This window comes from Pontimicrobium sp. IMCC45349 (assembly GCF_047219225.1).
In the GTDB taxonomy this organism is placed as follows: domain Bacteria; phylum Bacteroidota; class Bacteroidia; order Flavobacteriales; family Flavobacteriaceae; genus IMCC45349.
In genome coordinates, this window is the sequence record NZ_CP178208.1 from 3116291 (window position 1) to 3136105 (window position 19815).

At 28.9% G+C, this 19815-nt stretch carries 15 protein-coding genes; 8 read left to right on the forward strand and 7 right to left on the reverse strand.

Translation table 11 applies throughout. The annotated features are described in order from the left end of the window. Positions 1 to 13: 13 nt before the first annotated feature. From ACLII3_RS14385 to ACLII3_RS14395, 3 genes are all read right to left on the reverse strand, one after another. Entirely contained in the window at positions 14 to 1426 is a 1413-nt protein-coding gene (locus ACLII3_RS14385; protein ID WP_412984992.1) for a gliding motility-associated C-terminal domain-containing protein, read from the reverse strand. 223 nt (positions 1427 to 1649) lie between these two features. Continuing rightward, positions 1650 to 2954, reverse strand: coding sequence for a hypothetical protein (locus ACLII3_RS14390; protein WP_412984994.1), 1305 nt, complete (start codon positions 2952 to 2954; stop codon positions 1650 to 1652). Positions 2955 to 3182: 228 nt separating this feature from the next. Next, positions 3183 to 3635 carry a hypothetical protein gene (locus ACLII3_RS14395; protein WP_412984996.1) on the reverse strand — a complete coding sequence of 151 codons (453 nt, stop codon included), beginning with the start codon at positions 3633 to 3635 and terminating at the stop codon, positions 3183 to 3185. Between the two features lie 381 nt (positions 3636 to 4016). Between ACLII3_RS14395 and ACLII3_RS14400 the strand changes: the two genes are divergently transcribed. The 3 genes from ACLII3_RS14400 to ACLII3_RS14410 all read left to right on the forward strand — a co-directional run bounded on the left by ACLII3_RS14400 (position 4017) and on the right by ACLII3_RS14410 (position 6944). After that, positions 4017 to 4616: a hypothetical protein gene (locus ACLII3_RS14400; protein WP_412984998.1), complete on the forward strand. Its 600-nt coding sequence runs from the start codon at positions 4017 to 4019 to the stop codon at positions 4614 to 4616. 143 nt (positions 4617 to 4759) lie between these two features. After that, a complete protein-coding gene (locus tag ACLII3_RS14405; RefSeq protein ID WP_412985000.1) occupies positions 4760 to 5866 on the forward strand; it encodes a type 1 glutamine amidotransferase domain-containing protein in 1107 nt (368 codons plus the stop codon). Between the two features lie 160 nt (positions 5867 to 6026). Further along, complete coding sequence (locus ACLII3_RS14410) at positions 6027 to 6944, forward strand: helix-turn-helix domain-containing protein (RefSeq protein ID WP_412985002.1); 918 nt, start codon at positions 6027 to 6029, stop codon at positions 6942 to 6944. Between the two features lie 57 nt (positions 6945 to 7001). Here the strand turns inward: ACLII3_RS14410 and ACLII3_RS14415 are convergent, their stop codons facing one another. Both ACLII3_RS14415 and ACLII3_RS14420 read right to left on the reverse strand, forming a co-directional pair. After that, positions 7002 to 7709: a LytR/AlgR family response regulator transcription factor gene (locus ACLII3_RS14415; RefSeq protein ID WP_412985004.1), complete on the reverse strand. Its 708-nt coding sequence runs from the start codon at positions 7707 to 7709 to the stop codon at positions 7002 to 7004. Then, positions 7702 to 8757 (reverse strand): sensor histidine kinase, encoded by a 1056-nt coding sequence (locus ACLII3_RS14420; protein ID WP_412985006.1) that lies wholly within the window; start codon positions 8755 to 8757, stop codon positions 7702 to 7704. Before ACLII3_RS14420 ends, ACLII3_RS14415 begins: the two co-directional genes overlap by 8 nt. 278 nt (positions 8758 to 9035) lie before the next feature. Here ACLII3_RS14420 and ACLII3_RS14425 point away from each other — a divergent pair, with 278 nt between their 5' ends. After that, positions 9036 to 9920: an ABC transporter ATP-binding protein gene (locus ACLII3_RS14425; protein ID WP_412985008.1), complete on the forward strand. Its 885-nt coding sequence runs from the start codon at positions 9036 to 9038 to the stop codon at positions 9918 to 9920. Positions 9921 to 9923: 3 nt separating this feature from the next. Next, the gene (locus ACLII3_RS14430) at positions 9924 to 13487 is read left to right on the forward strand and encodes a M1 family aminopeptidase (protein WP_412985010.1); all 3564 of its coding nucleotides are present in this window, start codon (positions 9924 to 9926) and stop codon (positions 13485 to 13487) included. Positions 13488 to 13558: 71 nt separating this feature from the next. Here the strand turns inward: ACLII3_RS14430 and ACLII3_RS14435 are convergent, their stop codons facing one another. Beyond that, a complete protein-coding gene (locus tag ACLII3_RS14435) occupies positions 13559 to 15928 on the reverse strand; it encodes a TonB-dependent receptor domain-containing protein (RefSeq protein ID WP_412985012.1) in 2370 nt (789 codons plus the stop codon). A gap of 184 nt (positions 15929 to 16112) precedes the next feature. Between ACLII3_RS14435 and ACLII3_RS14440 the strand changes: the two genes are divergently transcribed. From ACLII3_RS14440 to ACLII3_RS14450, 3 genes are all read left to right on the forward strand, one after another. After that, positions 16113 to 17114: a sensor histidine kinase gene (locus ACLII3_RS14440; protein WP_412985014.1), complete on the forward strand. Its 1002-nt coding sequence runs from the start codon at positions 16113 to 16115 to the stop codon at positions 17112 to 17114. Between the two features lie 8 nt (positions 17115 to 17122). Continuing rightward, positions 17123 to 17836, forward strand: coding sequence for a LytR/AlgR family response regulator transcription factor (locus tag ACLII3_RS14445; protein WP_412985016.1), 714 nt, complete (start codon positions 17123 to 17125; stop codon positions 17834 to 17836). 342 nt (positions 17837 to 18178) lie between these two features. Beyond that, positions 18179 to 19180, forward strand: a complete 1002-nt coding sequence (locus ACLII3_RS14450; RefSeq protein ID WP_412985018.1) for a metal-dependent hydrolase — start codon at positions 18179 to 18181, stop codon at positions 19178 to 19180. Positions 19181 to 19305: 125 nt separating this feature from the next. Here ACLII3_RS14450 and ACLII3_RS14455 read toward each other — a convergent pair whose 3' ends face one another. Then, complete coding sequence (locus ACLII3_RS14455; RefSeq protein WP_412985020.1) at positions 19306 to 19737, reverse strand: hypothetical protein; 432 nt, start codon at positions 19735 to 19737, stop codon at positions 19306 to 19308. Positions 19738 to 19815 lie beyond the last annotated feature (78 nt).

The window sequence follows — 19815 nt, forward strand, 5'->3', positions numbered from 1 at the left end:
ACGTATTTTCATGTTATCTCACTACTGTTATAGATCCTTTTTTTGTTTTGCCTTCTGATGTATTGATTATGTAATAAAAAATTTGGTTGATAGCTGTTAAATTCAAACTATCTATAGGCCAATTATTTTGATATTCTGTGGTTTGAAGTACAACTTTTCCTGTGTTAGTCATGATTATAACTTCAGTGTTAGTTCCAGCTACATACTGAATAGGAATCATCCATGTATCGTTTATCCCATCTGCATTTGGGCTTATCATATTTGGGATGTTTTCTACATCTGGAAAAGGATCGTAAGCTTCTTCAATAATAAACTCGTGAGTTCTAGAGCCTGTACATCCATTTGTTTCGGTTATAATAACTTTATAGTTTCCAAATTCTGAAGCTTCAAAATAATCGTCTGTTTCATTAGTAATTAAAGATTCATTGTAAAACCAAGTATATTCTGGATTATTAGCTGTGGAGCTTACTATGACTTCTAAAGTTTCTCCTTCTTCAATAATATTAGTTTCAGGAACATTAATATCACTTTCAAATAATTCGCTCACCAAATCAATAATTCCAAATGCTAAACATTCTCCTAAATCTACTTGTACAGTAAAGGTTCCCGATTCATCAGTTTGATACATTTGTTGTGTAGCTCCTTCTATTTCTATACCATCTTTGTACCATTGGTAATTTAAACCACCAATACTGCTTAAAGTAGTCATACCTTGTGATGGGCAAAATGGATTCCCTAAACTTGAGGCAATTGTAACGTTTGCTTCACCAGAAGTAGCTTCACTTATAGTAACACGATTAGAAAACGAATTTGAAGTACATGTTCCATAATTTGTTTCAACAAAATAAGTCCCTTCTTCATTTACCATTAATGCATTACCTTCAGCTACAAAAACTGATGTTGTTGGGCCAGTTTCTTTATACCAATTAAATGTAAGTGATGGATAGAGTAGTGGCGAGTCATTATTTCCTGTACCAGGATTATCGATAGTTAATAAATAACTGCCTCCAGAACAAAAAGCTCCAGTTGAAACTAAGTTGTTAATAGTAAATGGTGAATCTTGAATTTTATAATACGCTGCAAAACTGTTTGAGTTAGCGCTTGTAGCTACAGGAGCACTACTTTTAACCCTTATGCGATAGCTTTCTCCAGAAGTTGTTTCAGGAATAGAAAAATTAATTGTTGCTGGTGATGTTGTTATTTCTCCAGGGTTAGAAGTATAAATAGTTATAGGTTCATCAAAATTACCCTCTGCATTAGACATTTCAACTGTAAATTGATTTGAACCATCTAAACCATTTGCTGGAGTAAATACGAAAGTTGTGCTAAATGTATTAAATGAATCGCTTGCACAAGCTTGGGTAAAACCTAAATTAGGTGTACCTATAACAATTTGTGCATAAACTCTTTTTTGTAAAAAAAGCATGCAAACAAAAAGCAAAAAAGTAAGTCTATATGCAATTGAATGTTTAGTGTGATACATTTAGTTTAATTGTAATTTTTTATCCTATATATTGAGCTTTAATTTCTTGGTTTATATCTTTTCTTATACATATGTTTAGATAAAAGAAGTGCTATAAACCCTTATAATTTTATGAGGGAGTTACTATTTGTAATTCTTAATTAAGGGTGTTTACTAATGCGAATTATTAATCTTCAATTGCAACACTAGTAGGCATAATTTTGTTAATTCTTAATCTAAAATCTGGACGTTTTAAATTTTTAGTATCAATAAAAGTTTCGGAGTCAGGACCTTTGGAATATACATTACTAAAAGCTCTGTTTCCATACCAATTTTCTAGATCTTCGTTATTGGGCCAATTGTTGACAAATATGTTTCCATTACAGTTATTGAAATAAGTGCTAGTGAATTGAATTTTTTCTAAACTTTCATTATTTATTTTAATGTTTTCATCTAGTATAACTGCTGGATTGAATCCAGAAATAACACTTTTATCTATTGAAAAAGAAGTACTTTCACCAATATATATACCTTCATCAACCAATCCTATTTTAATATCGTTATCTAGATTATTACTAAGATTTATAAGTGTTAAGTTTTGAGCATCAACATTAGTTTGTGCACTTGAAAAGTCTATATCTTCTTTATCATTATAAGCTAATACATTTAAACACCTAGATGCATTTGCTCCAGAAACATAAGGAGATCTTATTGCAAGAGAATTATATATATAGCTTTGGGTACCAAAGTTAAATTCATAATCATTACCACTAGACTTATAAGAGACAAGCTTGTCTAAAATAACATTACCTCCAAGTATATTAAAGGAGTTTCCACTACAGTAGCTAACCATGATGTTTTCAATTATTGTTTGTTGACCTACACCTGCAAGTGTAAGGCCATTAAAGTAGCCATGTTTTTTGGTTCTTTTACCAGCATATTCAATCCTAACATATTTTAAAATACCAGAATCGCTGTCTATATTATTCCCACCATAACTAATGTTTGAGAATGAAGTACGAAATCCATTATTTAATGATGCTTCGTTGCCAAACTTGCTTGTAGGAGCGTCACCCAAAATAAAAAGCCCTCCCCAATCACCAGGCTTCTTTACACTTTTGCTTGAAGTGAAAATTATTGGGTCTGTATGTGTTCCTTCAGCTATTATTCTTGAACCATTGCTAATAGTTAGTGATCCTTTTGTTTTAAAATCACCAATGATAACAGTTCCAGGTTCTATTGTAAGTGTAGTACTGTCTGTTACAAAAACATCGCCTAACAATAAGTAGATATCTCTTTTATATAATTTTGTATCGGTTGTAATCTCACCAGTTAATATTTGAGTAGGCTTTTCATATGTTATTTTATTTGGTTTAAATTCTGCCCAAGGATTTAGCCAATTATTAAACCCAAATATTCCCTTTTCTTGTTGCGCAAATGAAGTGCAACACACTATAAATAAGAGTAGTGTAGTTAAAGTAATTTTTTTCATTTTGGTTAAGTTTAGGTTGGAGGGAGATTACATCATATCAAACATATAAACATTATACTTAAAACGCAAATAATATCGATGTAATGCTTTTTTTTGTAAGAATTTTCTATTTTAAATGAAATTTTACACTAATTGTTATGTGAAAAATAAAGAGTATAAATATTGAGCAATAAAAAAGCCTTGGCAATAATCACCAAGGCTTAAATAAAATGAGTTGAAATAACTTAACTAATCATTTTTATAATCGTTGTAAGTATGTAAAGACTTAAGTGTTTCTTCGTAAAATAATATGGCAGCAATTAAATCGTCAGTATCAGAATATGGCAAAATAGTTTTTTGATAGGCTACAGTACTTTCAAAATACTTTGATGAAGCCTCTCTATTTTGTTCTAAAGCTTTTTTATTTTCCTTAGTTTCAGGAATACCTAAAGAAGCCATGGTTACATTTGGGTTAGTAGCAAAAGCTATGTTAGGCAAAATATTAACTATAACCTCAATACGTTCTATATATAAATTAAGTAAATCTCCTTTAGATTTTTTGTTTAACTCATCATAGCTATGGTATTTAGAAATAGTTACTTTTCCATTGATAATGTTAATTTCAGCCTTCTTTTTTTGAGCAAAACCAATGCTTATCATTAGAAAGAAAATAGCACTAAATAAAGTAGATTTTGTTTTCATTTTTAAGTTTTTAAGTTAATCTGGGTTAAACAAATCTATACAATAAATTAAAAAAAGCAATATTTTTTGCTCTTTTTTTATGTAATTTTTATCGATTTAAGTGCTTTTTTTATCGATAAAATACACTTTGACTGACAAAGAGCTTATTTTTTACGATGAAATGCAGGTGCTGTAAATTTTGATGAAACGGAATTATTTTTAAATAATTTAAAGCATATATAAGAGCATGATTTTCAAACAATAAAACTAAATATCACTAACATTTAATCGAGGATTTTTACAAAATGGATCAGTACATCGTGAAAAAATGACATTGAAGTGGTTTTTTATGTAATAAGATATAAATCAATGAATTTTGGAATAACCCAATATTCTTGAATTATGAAAAATAGATTAACCTTAGTTTATGTATTTGTTTTGTTAGGATTTCATTGTACTACATTTTCACAATCCTCAAATTTAAACGAGCATCCTATTAACGATAAACAAGAAGTAGAAATACGTAATACAGACACTATTCCTGACTTTGCTACTAAAATAAATAAGCTAAAAATATTCGGAACAGTTTATGAAAATGATGGAGTAACACCAGCTAAAGATGTGATTCTATATATTGAACAAGCTGATGTAAATGGCGATTTTGATTTAAGAGGTGCTAAAGATAATAAGTATGTACATCATAGAGCTTGGGTAAAAACCGATGCAAATGGACAGTACACTTTATACACATTTATTCCCGGAAATGATAGACGTTATAATCAATTACAACAATTATTTCCATCAATAAAAGAACCTTCTAAGCCAGTATATGACATTCAAAGTTTTCTTTTTGATGACGATCCACTTTTAACTAAATTATGCAGAAAACGCATGCATAAAAAGGGAGATCCATCAAGAATTTTAAAACTTAAAAAGGAAGGTAATCTTAATGTTGTACAAAAAGATATAACATTAAACTCTCAAATTGTGGTTCTAAAATAGAAACTTCATAAGTTACTTTATAGTCTATAGTTATTACTTATTACTAGTGATTAATGCTATTTTACTCTGACGGAATTATCATTTCGACAGTTTATATAGTGGATTTTTAGGTATTTAGCTTCATTAATCAAAAAAAACAAATTATGAAGTTTAAAAAGTATCGAATCATTAAAATTAGTCTACTAACTCTATTAGGAATAATCCTTATTTTATTTTCATTTGGATATTGGTTTATAAGTCTATTGCCACCAGTAGAAAAAAATCTTGAATCTAGTGTGGTGCTAGATTTGCCGTATCTATCTGAAAATGTAGTTGATTCAAAAGGTAAAATTTTAGCTGTAGTAACAAGTGTTGATGTTATGGGAGATAGTGGTAAGAGTACTGGATATGAATTAACAGAATTATCACGAGCTTATTATGTGTTTAAAGCTAATGGATTTGAAGTCGATGTTGCAAGTCCATTAGGAGGTAAGCCAACTGTAGTTATTGATGATGAAGATATGGGAGTTTTTGACTATGCCTTTTTAAATGATGAAGAAGCTCAGCATAAAGTTAGTAATACTATAGCTATGAAAAATGTTATTAAAGAAGACTATGATGCTGTATACTTTGTAGGAGGAAAAGGTGCTATGTACGATTTTCCAAATAACAAACATATACAAGATTTGGTGCGTAATTATTACGAAACTGATAAAGTTATAGGTGCTGTTTGTCATGGTCCAGCAGCTTTAGTAAACATAACTTTAGCTAATAAACGTCCACTAATTGAAAATAAAAGAATAAGCTGCTTTACCAATAAAGAAGAGTTACTTTTAATATCAGAAGCACGCTCTATATTCCCATTTCTTCTTGAGGATAAAATTACTGAACAAGGAGCTAAGTTTGAAGAGGGAGAAATGTATCTAGAAAAAATTTGTCATGACAAAAATATTATTACAGGCCAAAATCCATGGTCAACTTGGGCTTTAGCTGAGACTATGATAAAGCAATTAGGTCATACTCCAAAACATAGAGTTATTACTGGAGAAGAAAATGCAGTTAAGGTGCTTTCGGTTTATAGAAGTGAAGGAGAAGATAAAGCTAAAGAACTAATTAAATCTATGATAAATAATGATAAACCTTTAAAACGTCAATTAATTGCTAGTCATAGTATAGTTTCTGTTATGAAAGGTGAAATGGGTGGTTTTATTGATATGATAGAACTCACATCATATGCAAAATCATGTGAAGAAGAAAGAGAAAAAATATAATTAAATTTGAAAAAAAATATAATTGAATTTTTCAGACATCCTCCTTATTATTATTAGCAGTGCAGGCCTTTTGCATGGGACTGTTTTTGCAATATATCTTATTTTCTTTAAGAAGAAAAAGTCGGTATCAAATCTATTATTAGGTTTGATACTTCTTTTTATGGCATTTAGAATTGGAAAATCGGTATTATTAAATTTTGGTAACAATTTAGAGCCTATATTCATTTTTATTGGTTTAAGTTTTCTATTATTAATAGGCCCTTTATTAAGATGGTATTTAATAGCTATGACTAAGCCAAATTTTAAATTTACAAAAGCAATAGCTATGGAATTACTTCCATTTGCTCTCATTTTAATTGTGAGTTTTTTTATAGCTAATAAAGATTTTGACACCACTAATAAACAAACAATAGTCTTATTTGGAAGTGTTCTAATTTTTATTTACTTGCATTTTGCTACTTATATACTCATTGCTGGAATTAAGCTAAGGAATATAAAAAAACAATATATAAATGTGTTACAAACTAAGTTTCAAAAAGCTATTCTAAAATGGTTACAGTTGTTAGTGTTAAGTTTCATTGTAATTTGGATATCATATGCATTTAATATTTTAGAAAACACTATTCCATATATAGTTGGACCAATCATGTATTCTGTTGCTGTATACTTTTTAAGTTATAAGGCTTTTGAATTAAAAATTACTGATATTGATGGTTCTGCATTTAAACCTAATGAAGATGAACAATTATTTAGTGAACTGTTGAAGATTGTTAAAGAAGATAAGCTTTTTTTAGACCCAGATGTGTCCCTTTTAATGTTAGGAAAGAGGATTGGAAAAACTACTCAAAAAACTTCTGAAGTCATTAATCAGTATGCTAAACAAAACTTTAATGATTTTATAAACTATTACAGAATTCAAGAGACAAAAAGAGTTTTATCTGATAGTGAATATTTAAACTATACTATATCTTCAATCGCTTTTGATGTTGGGTTTAGTAGCTTATCATCCTTTAACAGTGCTTTTAAAAAATTTGAAGGCACAACACCATCTACATACAGAAAAAACAATGTTGAATAAATAATTAAGATAAATGAGTTTAACTAGCTTTAAAGTAGTGATTTAAACTAATTTAGATTATTTATTACTTAGTAGTTTATTAACGTTGCTTTTATAAGTTTGACCAATAGGAATTTTATAATCTTGAATTAAAATACGGTTACCTTCAATAAATCTTATTTTATCTATTGCTACAACAAATGATTTATGAATTCTTAAAAAATTACCATTTGTTAATATTGATTCATAAAATGATATTTTTTCATGGCTAACTATCATTTCATCTTTCAAATATAACTTGGTATAGTTACCATAAGCTTCAATATAAAGAAGGTCTTCTAAAGCAATTTGATGATGCTTTTTATCGCCTTTCACAAACATTCTTTGAGTAGAACTAGATTTATCATTTATTTTTTGCTCTACTTTAATTTCAGTGCTTTCGCTTTTTAGTTTATTAATTGCTGTTACTAGTCTATCAAAACTAAACGGTTTTAAAAGGTAATCAACTACATTTAATTCGTATCCTTCAAGGGCGTGCTCTTTATATGCTGTTGTAATAATTACTTTAGGTGGAGTAGATAGGGTTTTTAAAAAATCCAACCCTGTTAGTTTGGGCATATTAATATCTAAAAACATAAAATCAACCTTGCTTTTACTTAAAAATTGCATAGCTTCCATAGCATTGTAACACTGTTTTTCTAGTTGTAAATGAGGTAACATGCCACAGAATTCCACAATAATATCATGTGCTAAAGGTTCGTCATCAATGATTATATACTTAAGCATCTATTGGAATTTTTAGGGTTGATTTATAAATATTGTCTTTAGTCTCGTTTGTCAAGGTATAATTTTTATCAAATAACAAGTGTAATCTACGTTGTAAATTTTCTAAACCAATTCCATTTTCATCGCTACTTTGTAATTCAAAATTATTTTCAATTTGAAATTGAATAAAGCCATTTTTAACAAGAAGGTTTATATGTATATATGCATTTTCAGATAGTGATTCAACACCATGTTTAAAGGCATTTTCTAGTAAAATAATAAACAATAATGGTGGTGTTTTTATATCATTTTCAATGGTATGATTAAATTGAATATCAACTTCTTTTTTATACCTTATTTTATGTAGTTCTATATAATTATTCAAATAATCAATTTCTTCTTTTATAGATACATATCCTTTCTTTCCTTCATAAATAGTATAACGCATCATATCTGATAGTTTTAGAATTACTTCAGGAGCTTTATTGGAGTTTTTTATAGTTAGAGCGTATAGATTATTTAAAGTATTAAAAAAGAAATGTGGATTTACTTGTGCTTGTAACATAGCCAATTCAGCTTGAGATTTTTCAGCCTTTAAATTCTGAAACCATTTCCATTGCTGATAAGTCCAAAGTAATGCAAACATTGGTATTGGTAAAAAGAAGATATAGAATGGAAACGACTCTTTTATTTTTAAATAAGAATCTAAATCTCCAGAAAATAACCTCAAATACATGAAATAAAGAAATAATGGTATATAAATTAGGGCTATTAGCTTCCAATATTTTTTTATAAAAACTGGAGAGAGTAAATAAGCTAAACCAAGCCAAAACCCCATTAATAAAAAGAACGTAATAGGATTGTCTGGCACCTTCATATTAGAATCAATGATAATTGTAATCAAAAACAAAATCATTAATACATATACTCTAAAAACTACTTTTCTTTTTTTCTTTAAATACCCTAAATTATGAAATGGTAAAGCAATTATTGTTCCCCAAATAAATGCATAAATAAAGATTTCATATGTTCTTTCTTTTGGCAAGATTATTAAACCAAAATAATCCATAATATAAAAGATAGGTACAATGATAGTATACCCAATAAAAAAAGCTTTGTATTTCTTTAAAAAACCAATCATAGATCAAAAATACCATTGTTGAAGACTATTAACAACTTTATTGATATACACTATAAAAATTGAGTTAAACACTTTGAAAATCAATATGAACTATGACTTAGTTAATACATATATACTTGCATGGTAAAAACAATAGCGTATGTCATATAAAGTTTAATATAAAAAACTATTAAAGCACATTTGATCTATAATTAAAATATTATAGAATGAACACACTTATAATAAACAATTTAACTAAGACCTATCCAAATGGTGTAAAGGCTTTAAATGGAATAAATCTTAAAATAACTAATGGTATGTTTGGTTTGCTAGGTGCTAATGGTGCAGGAAAATCATCCTTAATGCGTACGATTGCTTCCTTACAAGAACCATCAACAGGTACATTATCCTTTAATGATGTAGATATTGTAAATTATCCAAATGAAATAAGGCAAAGCTTAGGATATTTACCTCAAGAGTTTGGTGTGTATCCCAAAATTTCGGCAGAAAAATTGCTACATCACTTGGCTGTTTTAAAAGGAATTTTAAACAAAAAAGAACGTAAAGAACAAGTAACAGCTTTATTGCAGCAAGTAAATTTATTTCAGCATAGAAAAAAAGCGGTTGCCACTTTTTCTGGAGGAATGCGTCAACGATTCGGAATTGCACAGGCTTTATTAGGAAATCCTCAAATTATTATTGTTGATGAACCAACCGCAGGGTTGGACCCCGAAGAAAGCAATCGATTCTTAAACCTACTTAGTGAAATTGGAGAAAACGTAATTGTAATTCTCTCAACTCACATTGTTGAAGATGTAAGAAACCTTTGTCCTAAAATGGCAATCATGTCAAACGGAGAAATTATTTCTCAAGGTAATCCATCAGAATTAGTGGCAACTATTGAAGGAAAAATTTGGACAAAAATTATTGATAAATCTCAATTAGATATTTATAAGAAAGCTTTTGATGTGATTTCAACAAAATTAGTTGCTGGAGAAACTCAAATTAGAGTGTTGTCTACACAAAGACCAGAAGAAGGATTTCAAGTAATTGACCCAAATCTAGAAGACTATTACTTTACAACCTTATTTATTCATAATTCAAAAGCTTAAGTTATGTTTAAAAAATTATTACAGTTCGAAGTTTTTTATCAATACAAACAAAGAGCTTTTCCATTGTTCGTATTACTGTTTACTGCATTAGGTATTTTTGTAGGTAGAAATGGTTTTGCGCCAACAGGTTTAAACTTTAATGCAGGATACCAAGTAAATTTTCATACAAGTATTTTTACTTTAGGAAGTGTTTTTATCATTATGTTTTTTGCCATTAGTGCTATGCTAAGAGACAAGCAGCATTTAATGGAAGGAATAATTTTTAGTACTTCTATTACAAAGGCAAACTACTTTTGGAGTCGTTTTGCAGGAACATTTATTTTTAGTGTTTTAGCTTTTTCACCATTCATTTTAGGATATATAATTGGGAATTATTTTTTTGATTTAGACCCTGAAAGAGTCGCTGATTTTAAGTTCACAACTTACTTCCAACCTTGGTTGTACTTTATACTCCCTAATATCTTTATTTGTACAGCCTTGGTTTTTTCAATTAGTACGTTAACCAAAAACAGTACTGCTACATATGTAAGTGCTGTATTTATTTACATGCTATATTTTGTGAGTTCTATATTTTTAAACTCTCCAATTATGGCGCAATCGGTACCAGCATCACCAGAGAGTATGATAGTGGCTGCAATTGCTGACCCATTTGGTGTTTCCGCATTTTTGGAACAAACACAGTATTGGACACCTTTTCAAAAGAATACACAAATGCTATCATTTTCTGGCTATTTCTTAATCAATAGATTGGTTTGGGTTGGTATTGCACTTGTAATTTTACTTTCGACTTATGGATTGTTTTCGTTTAGAAAAATCTCTAAAAAGGTTAAAAAAAATGAGAAAATAACAATTGACAAAACGCCTTATATAAAATACAAACCAATCGAAACGTTTAGTAGTTTGAAAGCTCAGTTATTGGCTTTTAAATCAATTTTAAAGTTAGAATTGAAAAGTGTATTTAAAAGTTTACCCTTTATAGCAATATTATTGATGTGGGTATTTATCGTTTTTTCTGAGCTATATAGTACAGTTATTGGAGGTGGTGAATATGGTGTAAGTAATTATCCATTTACCTATTTGTTAATAGAATTGATTGTAGATCCATTAACACTTTTTAGTATACTATTAATTGTTTTTTATGGAGGTGATATTGTTTGGAGAGAAAGATCTGCGAATTTCAACTTTATTACTGATGCTACACCAGTAAAAAACTGGGTCATTTTTGGAAGTAAATTTTCAGCCTTATTGTCATTGCCTTTTATTTTAATTACCATAGGTGTATTGATGTGTATGTTATTTCAAATCAGTTTGGGATACACAAATTTTGAGTTCTCATTATACGGATCATTATATTACTATTACGGAGTGCAGTTAGTAGTCTTTTGTATGATAGCAATATTTGTAAACAATCTTGTTAAGAGTAAGTATATCGGAATGGGTCTATTTTTATTGATTGCAATTCTTAGTTTAAAATCAGATGTATTAGGATTAGAACATCCGCTAACAAGTCTTGGATTTATGCCAAGGACAAGCTACAACACAATGGATGGGTTTAATGGAGTGTCTAGTTTGTACAATCATTTATCGATCTACTGGTTGTCATTCGGAATGATATTAATGTTGATTTCTTTTAAAATATGGAATAGAGGAGTAGTAACAAAATTTACTTACAAGCTAAAGCAATTAAAACAACCAGCAACTACTTTATTAAAGGGAAGCTTTATAGTAAGTATACTATTATTTTTTACAGCAGGTTCTTTAGTATTTTACAATAAGAATATAGTTAATGAATATGTTAATAGTACAAGTCAATTAGACTTTAGAGAAAATTATGAGAAAAAATTTAAGCAATATGAGGTCTTAGCAAGACCAATCACAACCTCTAGAAAAACCATTGTAGATATTTATCCTACTAAAAGAAGTTATTCTGTGATAGCCGATTATATGATTAAGAATAAAAGTGACAAACCTATGTCTCAAGTATTTATCACAGAAAGGGTTGATTTAAAAAATGTAACCATTGAAAATGCAACTTTAGCTAAGCATGACACAGTTTTTGGTACGTATCTTTTTCAGTTTGATGCCCCATTGCAACCAAATGATTCTGTAAGGTTTAATTATGAATTTACTAAATCTATTAAAGGATATGATAATGATATTTCAATTGTAAATAATGGATCTTATATAACTCATAATTCTTTTGAACCTATTTTGGGATATAGTGCTGGATTGGAATTAAGACGTCCTTCAGAGCGTAAAAAAAGAAATTTACCAAAAAGAACTATTGAAGTTTCTACTGCTGCTCATATAGTTTCGGAGGAAGAAAAGAATGAAAAGATTCCGTTTGAAACTATTGTTTCAACCAATAAAAATCAAACTGCAATAAGTTCTGGAGATTTAATTAAAGCATGGGCTAAGGATGATAGAAATTATTATCATTATAAATCTAATAAAAAAATTGTGCCAATGATTGGGTATTTTTCAGCAGCATATCAGACTAAAAAAACCAACTATAAAGACATAGAGATAGAGCAATACTACGACGCAAAACAACCTTTTAATATTAATGAAATAGAAAATAGTATTAAAGTTACTTTAGATTATTGTCAAGAGAATTTTGGAGCGTATATGTTTAATCATTTAAGAATGGTTGAAGTTCCTTCGTATTGGTCTTTTGGAGGGTTTGCACACCCAGGAGTAATAAGTATGGTTGAAGATAGATTGTATTTGTCTGATGTTCGCAACCCAGAAAGGTTTAATGTAGTTGCAAAAAGAACCATTCATGAAGTTGCTCATCAATGGTGGGGACATACATTATCTTCTAAACCTGTTGCTGGTGGTGCCTTATTAGTTGAAGGATTGGCAAAATATACTGAAGCTGTAGTATTAGAAAAAACGTATGGTAAAGGTATGTTGGTAGAACTTATTGATAATGCTAGAGGTAGGTATTTTTCTGGAAGATCTTTTTCAGGTAGCGTAGAACCTCCAGCATATTTGGTTACAAATCAAAGTTATATTTCTTATGGAAAGTCTTTAAATATTATGCTTGCATTAAGAGATTTAATTGGAGAAACTAAAGTAAATGCAGTACTTAAATCCCTAACAGATAAAGATAGAGCTACCCATAGTTTTAATATAACAACTATTGATTTTTTAAATGCTTTATATCAAGTTACTACAGAAGAGCAGCAAGCACTTATCAATGATTGGTTTAAGAAAGTAATTACTTATGATGTTGGTATTGAAAATGCGTCATATAAAGAGTTAACTGATGGAACTTTTGAAATTACTGCCAAAGTTTCAGCAAAGCGTTTTGAAACATTGTCAAACGGAGAATCAAAAGAGGTCAATTTAAATGAAGCGATAAAGATTGGTGTATTTTCTTCGCATCCATCCAAAGTGAAAAAAGAGGAATCTTCTTTGCTTTATTATCAATCAAATAAATTCAAAAACGGAATTACTGAAATTAAGATTATTGTAAAAGATAGGCCAACTCATATTTCAATAGATCCGTATGGAACTAGATCAGATGAAAATTTATCGGATAATACTTTTAGTATAGATTAGTAATAGTAATAGCGCAATGAAAAATTACATTGCGCTATTACACTTTATTAATTAGTCTAATTAAATTATAATTAAAAACGTTTTTGTCCAGAAAACTCCATAGCTTCTCCTTTTCCAAACCCAAAACTAACACCAAAAGTTACAAAGCGCCCGCGTTGTCTATGACTATATATATAATAATCTGGTTGTGCTTGTACAGATTCGTTTCTACGTGATGCAAATACATCTCTAACACTTAAGTTTAATATTGCTTTACCTTTAAATATTTTTTTGCGCATTCCAAAATCTGCAAAAAATGTATCAGATACATCACTAAGTAGTGTTCTGTATTTCGATCTATAATTTCCAGATAATTCCATATCAATATCAGCAGGTAATTTAAATTTTGTAGTTAAACGAGATGTCCAGCTATTACCATTAAAATCAAAAGATGTTCCTTCAAAATCACCTTTTCTATTAAAGTAATTAATATTGAAATCACCATTTAAAGAAAACCATTTCAACGGACTATATTTTCCATTAATCTCAAAACCTGTTGTACTATTTGTTCCAAAATTTTCAGGACGTGTCGTACTTACATTATCTTCAAATGTTGTGACACGTTCAATAACATCTGTAGTATAACGGTTATACAAGCTTAAGTTTAAAGAAGCTTTTCCTATTTTATGAATACTTGTAATTTCATAAGAGTCTGTATATTCTGGTTGCAAATTTGGATTTCCTGTATAGATGCTAAAATTATTTCTAATGTTAAAAAATGGATTTAAATCCCATAAACGTGGCCTATAAATTCTCTTAGAATAACCGGCTTGTATAGAAAAGTTATCTGTCACCTTATAAGATGTATGCGCACTTGGAAACAAATCGGTGTAGTTCTTATTATTCTTTTCATTAGTATTAGTAAGTAGCGTATTAAGATCTGTATTTTCAAGTCTTACCCCAAGTTTAATTCCCCATTTATCACTTTCATAAGCTCCAGTTGTGTACACACCAAGTACGTTTTGTTTAAACTCAAATAGATTTGTAAGGTCTGGATTATTCACCCATTCATCACCAATGAAATCGTTTACTTCATAATCATTCTCAACATCATTTAATACATATTGCGCTCCAGTTTCTATTTTATATTTTTCTAGAAAAGGATGTGTGTAATCTAACTTAAATGTGTATTCTGCTTGTTTAAAATCTGTTTTGGTTGATTGTAATCCATCATCATTTGCACCAGTAATTGTAGTGTTATTAAATATAGATTCTTGATCTTTACCAAAAAAGTTACCCAAAGCACTAAATAATAAACTCTGGTCTTCCTTTTTAAAGTCTTTTTTATACTGTAGTTCGTATTCCCATTTTGGGTTTGTAGCTTCAGTAGATTCAACACGTTTCCAGCTATCAGTTATTGTATTTAACTCATTAATACTACTAAAGCTTGTAGTAGAGTTTTCATCTTCTTGCTCATAGGCAAAATTTCCAGAAAGTGTTAGTACGTTATTATCGTTAATATGATAATCGGTTCCTAAAACAATATTATAAAAGGTTTCATTTTTATCACTTTCACCATTGCTGTTTATAGTAGTATTATTTATAAAATCTGAATTGATATTCTTGTATTCACTTGGAAATGTTCTACGTCCAATTCCTATTTGACTAAATAGATTAAATTTTTCAGTTCTTTTATTTAAGCTTAAACCTAAACTATGATTGTTTGGCGTTCCTGTGTTTAAAGTAACAGAGCCATTTAAACCTCTCTTTTCCTCTTTTTTTAGAATGATATTGATAATACCTGAAGTACCTTCAGCATCATACTTTGCTGATGGGTTAGTAATCACTTCAATTTTCTCAATCATATCTGCAGTTATAGTACCTAATGCATTGCCTTCTTCACTTGCTAGTACCGATGGCTTTCCATTAATTAACATTTGAACACCTTGACTTCCTCTTAAACTAATTACACCTTCAATGTTTACTGTAACTGATGGTACATTGTTTAAAACTTCTAGCGCACTTGCTCCAGTACTACTTAAATCTTTTCCAACATTAAAAACACGCTTATCTAATTTAAATTCGGTTTGAGAACGTTCTGCTTGCACAACAACTTCACTTAGTGCTTCTAAGTTTTCACTTAAGGTTACAGTTTTTAAATCGATTATTTGATTTTCTTCTTTATAGTCAGAAATAGTAATGGTATTAAAGCCTATAAAACTAATTTCTATATAAAAATTATTAGCTTCGGTAGATAGTACAAAATCACCAGAATCATTACTTGTAGTTCCAGTAATAGGTATTTTTGTATCCTTATCTGCAATTAAAATTGTAGCATAAGCAATAGGCAATTGACTATTCTCTTCAATAACTTTACCTTTTATCTCTAATGTTTTGTTTTGTGCATTTAATAAAAATGAAGTAAATAATAGAAATAAAATTGATAAGCGTTTAATATTCATTATTTGATAATTTAGTTTATACAAATATTACTTTTTATAAGTTTAGAGTAAAGAGAAAACCTTCAAACGACATAAGTTATATTGCCAACGACATAAGTATATATGATATGTTGTTTACAGTAATAAAAATGTCGATGGCTGATTTTCTTATAAGCATAAGTTTTTAAATGTATATTTTTGAAATATGCAGCATAAAATCAACTCTAAAGAATTAATATATCAAACAGTATTGCATATTGTTTTGATGTTTTTTTATGTGCTTGACAAACACGAATCAACTATTGAAATTGCTAGAATTTATATCTTTTTACAATATAGTATTGGTGCATTTATTATAAACTATGTATTATTACCTCGCTTTTTTTATAAAAAAAAATATTTAGTTTTTGCTATTTATGTGCTTATAATAATTGCTGTACTTATCGCTGTTGAAGAGTTGATTATTGAGGCTATATTTTATCCAGACACAAGAGGTAAATATTTCCCTGGTATTTTCCAATCATTAATAGATGTTTTACCTGTATTAATTATACTTACTGGTTTTAAATTTGCGTTTGATGCCACTAAAAAGCAGCATGAGTTAGATGAAATGGCGACAGCTGTTAAAGAAAGCGAGTTACAGTTCTTAAAAACACAAATTAACCCTCATTTTTTGTTTAATAATTTAAATAACCTGTACTCATATGCAATAGAAAATTCTCCTAAAACACCTTCTATAATATTAGAATTGTCTTCGGTGTTGAGATATATGCTATATGATTGTAAAGAGGATTTTGTGCCGTTAGATAAAGAAATTGAGCATCTAAAAAGTTTTACAGCATTAAATGAATTACAAATTGAAAATAGAGGAGTGGTTGAATTTAAATCGGACACTACTACATTAAATTATAAAATAGCTCCACTTATATTAATGGTTTTTATAGAAAATGCTTTTAAACATAGTACAGCTAGTTTAAGTGATGCTATTAATATTTTTATAAGCATTAAAATAAATGAATATGGGAAGCTACATTTTAGTTGTAAAAATAATTTTACTTTAACTGCAAATAATCAAAGTTTATCTAAAGGCATAGGACTTAAAAATGTTAAAAAACGTTTAGAGATTTTATATCCAAATAAGCATGAATTAATTATTAAGGATAAGGACACTATCTTTGATGTAAATCTTATTTTAGATTTGACTTAAAAGTGAATATGAAAAGAACTTGTATCATTATTGAAGACCAACCACCTGCACAACGTATTTTGCAAAAGTACATTGCAGATATAGGTTCTTTAGAACTTAAGAGTACTTTCTCTGATGCTATTGAAGCGCTTCAATATTTACAAGAAAATGATATTAATCTTATTTTTTTAGATATTCATTTGCCGAAAATATCTGGAATAGATTTTTTAAATAGTTTAAAGCATCAACCGCAAGTTATTTTAACTACTGCTTTTTCTGAATATGCCTTAAAAAGCTACGAATACAATGTTGTAGATTATTTGTTAAAACCGTTTTCATTTCAGCGATTTGTACAAGCCGTTACTAAGAGTAGTAACAATATCGTCAGTAAAACATTAGCAAATAATAGTGACGAACACCAAACAGCTGAAACAAGTTTTTTTATAAAATCTGGATATGATCATATTCAAATTGAAATTTCAGATATACTTTGCATTAAATCTGAGGCAGATTATACTGAAATTATAACATCTAAGAAAAAACATCTTACTTCATTTTCGCTAAAATATTGGTTAGAAAAGTTAGACAGAACTAGATTTGCGCAAGTACACAAATCATTTATTGTAAACACAAATTTGGTAAATAAAGTTTCAGGTAATCAAATATTTTTTAAAAACTCTACTCATATTGTTCCTATTGGTAGAACCTACAAAGAGGCATTCACAAAAATGTACTTAAAATAGTACATGTATGTATTTATAATGAGAGGTATATATTATATAAGGAAACGACTTATTCCTACATATGCTAATAATACTACTAAAAAGATAAGTGTATAAAAAGCAATGATATATTCTGATTCCTTTTTCTTGTCTAATTGTTCCATGAACTTAAAGTATATAATTTAAATAAACTACAGATATATTTTCGATAACTGACTTAAGTTAATTGATGAAATGCTTTTTTAGTATAAATTTAATGTAGATTTAATAGTAATTTCACTTCTAATTAATTTACCTTTTATAAGCCTTTTAATGACTAAACGAAACATTTAAATACTTATTTTCGCATTTCAATATTATTTTTTGGACTCATTAACACAAATCGTTTTAGGAGCAGCTGTAGGAGAAGCTACATTAGGAAAAAAAATAGGAAGCAAAGCTTTGCTATATGGAGCAATAGCAGGTACTATTCCTGATTTAGATGTGCTTTTTGGTAAATTAACTGATACAATTACTGCTATTGAATGGCATCGTGCATTTAGTCATTCTTTATTATTTTGTGTTATAGTAGGTTGCTTTTTAGGTTGGTTGGTCAACAAAATAGAACGTAAAGCAAATTTAGGTTGGAAACCTTGGTCTAAACTTTTCTTTTTAGGGTTATTTACACATGCATTATTAGATGCATTTACATCTTGGGGAACTCAAATTTTATGGCCAATACAAACACGTTTTGCACTAAGCTCTATTTTTGTAATAGACCCCATATACACCTTACCTTTTTTAGGGTGTACTATTGCGGTGCTATTCTACAAGCGTGATTCTAAAATTAGAAGACGTATTAATAGAGTAGGACTTAGTATTTCCACATTATACCTTTTAATTAGCCTATTTGTTAAAATAGTTGCAGAACAACAATTCATTAAGGCTCTAGAACAACAAAACATTACATACTCTAAAATAAGTATACGTCCATCACCTTTAAACATTATTCTTTGGAATGCCAATATAGACACTCCAGATGCTTACCTAATTGCAGATTATTCATTTTTTGATTCCCAACCAATTACATTTAAAATTTACCCTAAAAAACATAATATTGCTAGTAAACTAATGAAATATAAAAACATTCAACGTTTAATAAGTATAAGTGAAGGTTGGTATATTATTGAGCAAATAAATAATCAATGGATTTTTAACGATTTACGTTTTGGTCTTATTGATAGAAAAGATGGTAGTTCTTTTTTCTCATTTTCTTATTTATTAGAAATAGAAAATGAAGCTATTACAGCTACTGAAACTATCAAAACTGGTCGTGATGCTCAATTTTTAATGCAGTGTCTTTGGCAACGTTTAAAGGGAAATTAGTCTATTACAACTTAAACATAAAATAATATAATTAACTATCTACTCCCTTGGCATGATAGCATAGCGTCTTGATTAAGAATAAAAAAGGAGTGCTACCATCAAATTGATTTAGCACTCCTAAATATTTATTCATCACTATCATCTGTGATAACTGGCACTTCAATAGTTAAAAATAAATCTTCTCCATTTTCATCTTTTCCTTGATAAAATTTAAAAAGATAAGGTTCAGATTGTAATGCTCTAACAGAAATTATTAGTTCATCCTCTGTAATAATTGGTTCACAAGTATCTTCAATATCTACATGAGCTATAGGATAAACAAGTCTAGAGTTGCCATCGTAAAAATAATCGAACTGATTATAAAAGAAGTAACAACTATTAGGTAATTCTACAGTCATGTTTATTTGATACGTATGCCCGTATTGAAATTGCTCAGGAACATTCGCATTTAACACTTTCGCATATTCTAAATAAAAAGCATGACCATCATCGTCATCACTACAAGATGTTATTGTAAGCGCTAACATAACTACTATTAAATACTTAGGTTTTTTCATTTTATTCTGGTTTTAATTTATATGCCAAAATTATGAGTGTAACATATTTTATATAGGAAGATTTTTAGTGAACAGTCT

Bases quoted from the DNA above. Each gene is read 5' to 3' on its own strand.
- ACLII3_RS14410 (WP_412985002.1), top strand. From the start codon at position 6,027: ATGGCATTTAGAATTGGAAAATCGGTATTATTAAATTTTGGTAACAAT.
- ACLII3_RS14400 (WP_412984998.1), top strand. From the start codon at position 4,017: ATGAAAAATAGATTAACCTTAGTTTATGTATTTGTTTTGTTAGGATTT.
- ACLII3_RS14425 (WP_412985008.1), top strand. From the start codon at position 9,036: ATGAACACACTTATAATAAACAATTTAACTAAGACCTATCCAAATGGT.
- ACLII3_RS14395 (WP_412984996.1), bottom strand. From the start codon at position 3,635: ATGAAAACAAAATCTACTTTATTTAGTGCTATTTTCTTTCTAATGATA.
- ACLII3_RS14385 (WP_412984992.1), bottom strand. From the start codon at position 1,426: ATGCTTTTTTTACAAAAAAGAGTTTATGCACAAATTGTTATAGGTACA.
- ACLII3_RS14415 (WP_412985004.1), bottom strand. From the start codon at position 7,709: ATGCTTAAGTATATAATCATTGATGACGAACCTTTAGCACATGATATT.
- ACLII3_RS14405 (WP_412985000.1), top strand. From the start codon at position 4,760: ATGAAGTTTAAAAAGTATCGAATCATTAAAATTAGTCTACTAACTCTA.
- ACLII3_RS14455 (WP_412985020.1), bottom strand. From the start codon at position 19,737: ATGAAAAAACCTAAGTATTTAATAGTAGTTATGTTAGCGCTTACAATA.
- ACLII3_RS14435 (WP_412985012.1), bottom strand. From the start codon at position 15,928: ATGAATATTAAACGCTTATCAATTTTATTTCTATTATTTACTTCATTT.
- ACLII3_RS14390 (WP_412984994.1), bottom strand. From the start codon at position 2,954: ATGAAAAAAATTACTTTAACTACACTACTCTTATTTATAGTGTGTTGC.
- ACLII3_RS14430 (WP_412985010.1), top strand. From the start codon at position 9,924: ATGTTTAAAAAATTATTACAGTTCGAAGTTTTTTATCAATACAAACAA.
- ACLII3_RS14420 (WP_412985006.1), bottom strand. From the start codon at position 8,757: ATGGATTATTTTGGTTTAATAATCTTGCCAAAAGAAAGAACATATGAA.
- ACLII3_RS14440 (WP_412985014.1), top strand. From the start codon at position 16,113: ATGCAGCATAAAATCAACTCTAAAGAATTAATATATCAAACAGTATTG.
- ACLII3_RS14445 (WP_412985016.1), top strand. From the start codon at position 17,123: ATGAAAAGAACTTGTATCATTATTGAAGACCAACCACCTGCACAACGT.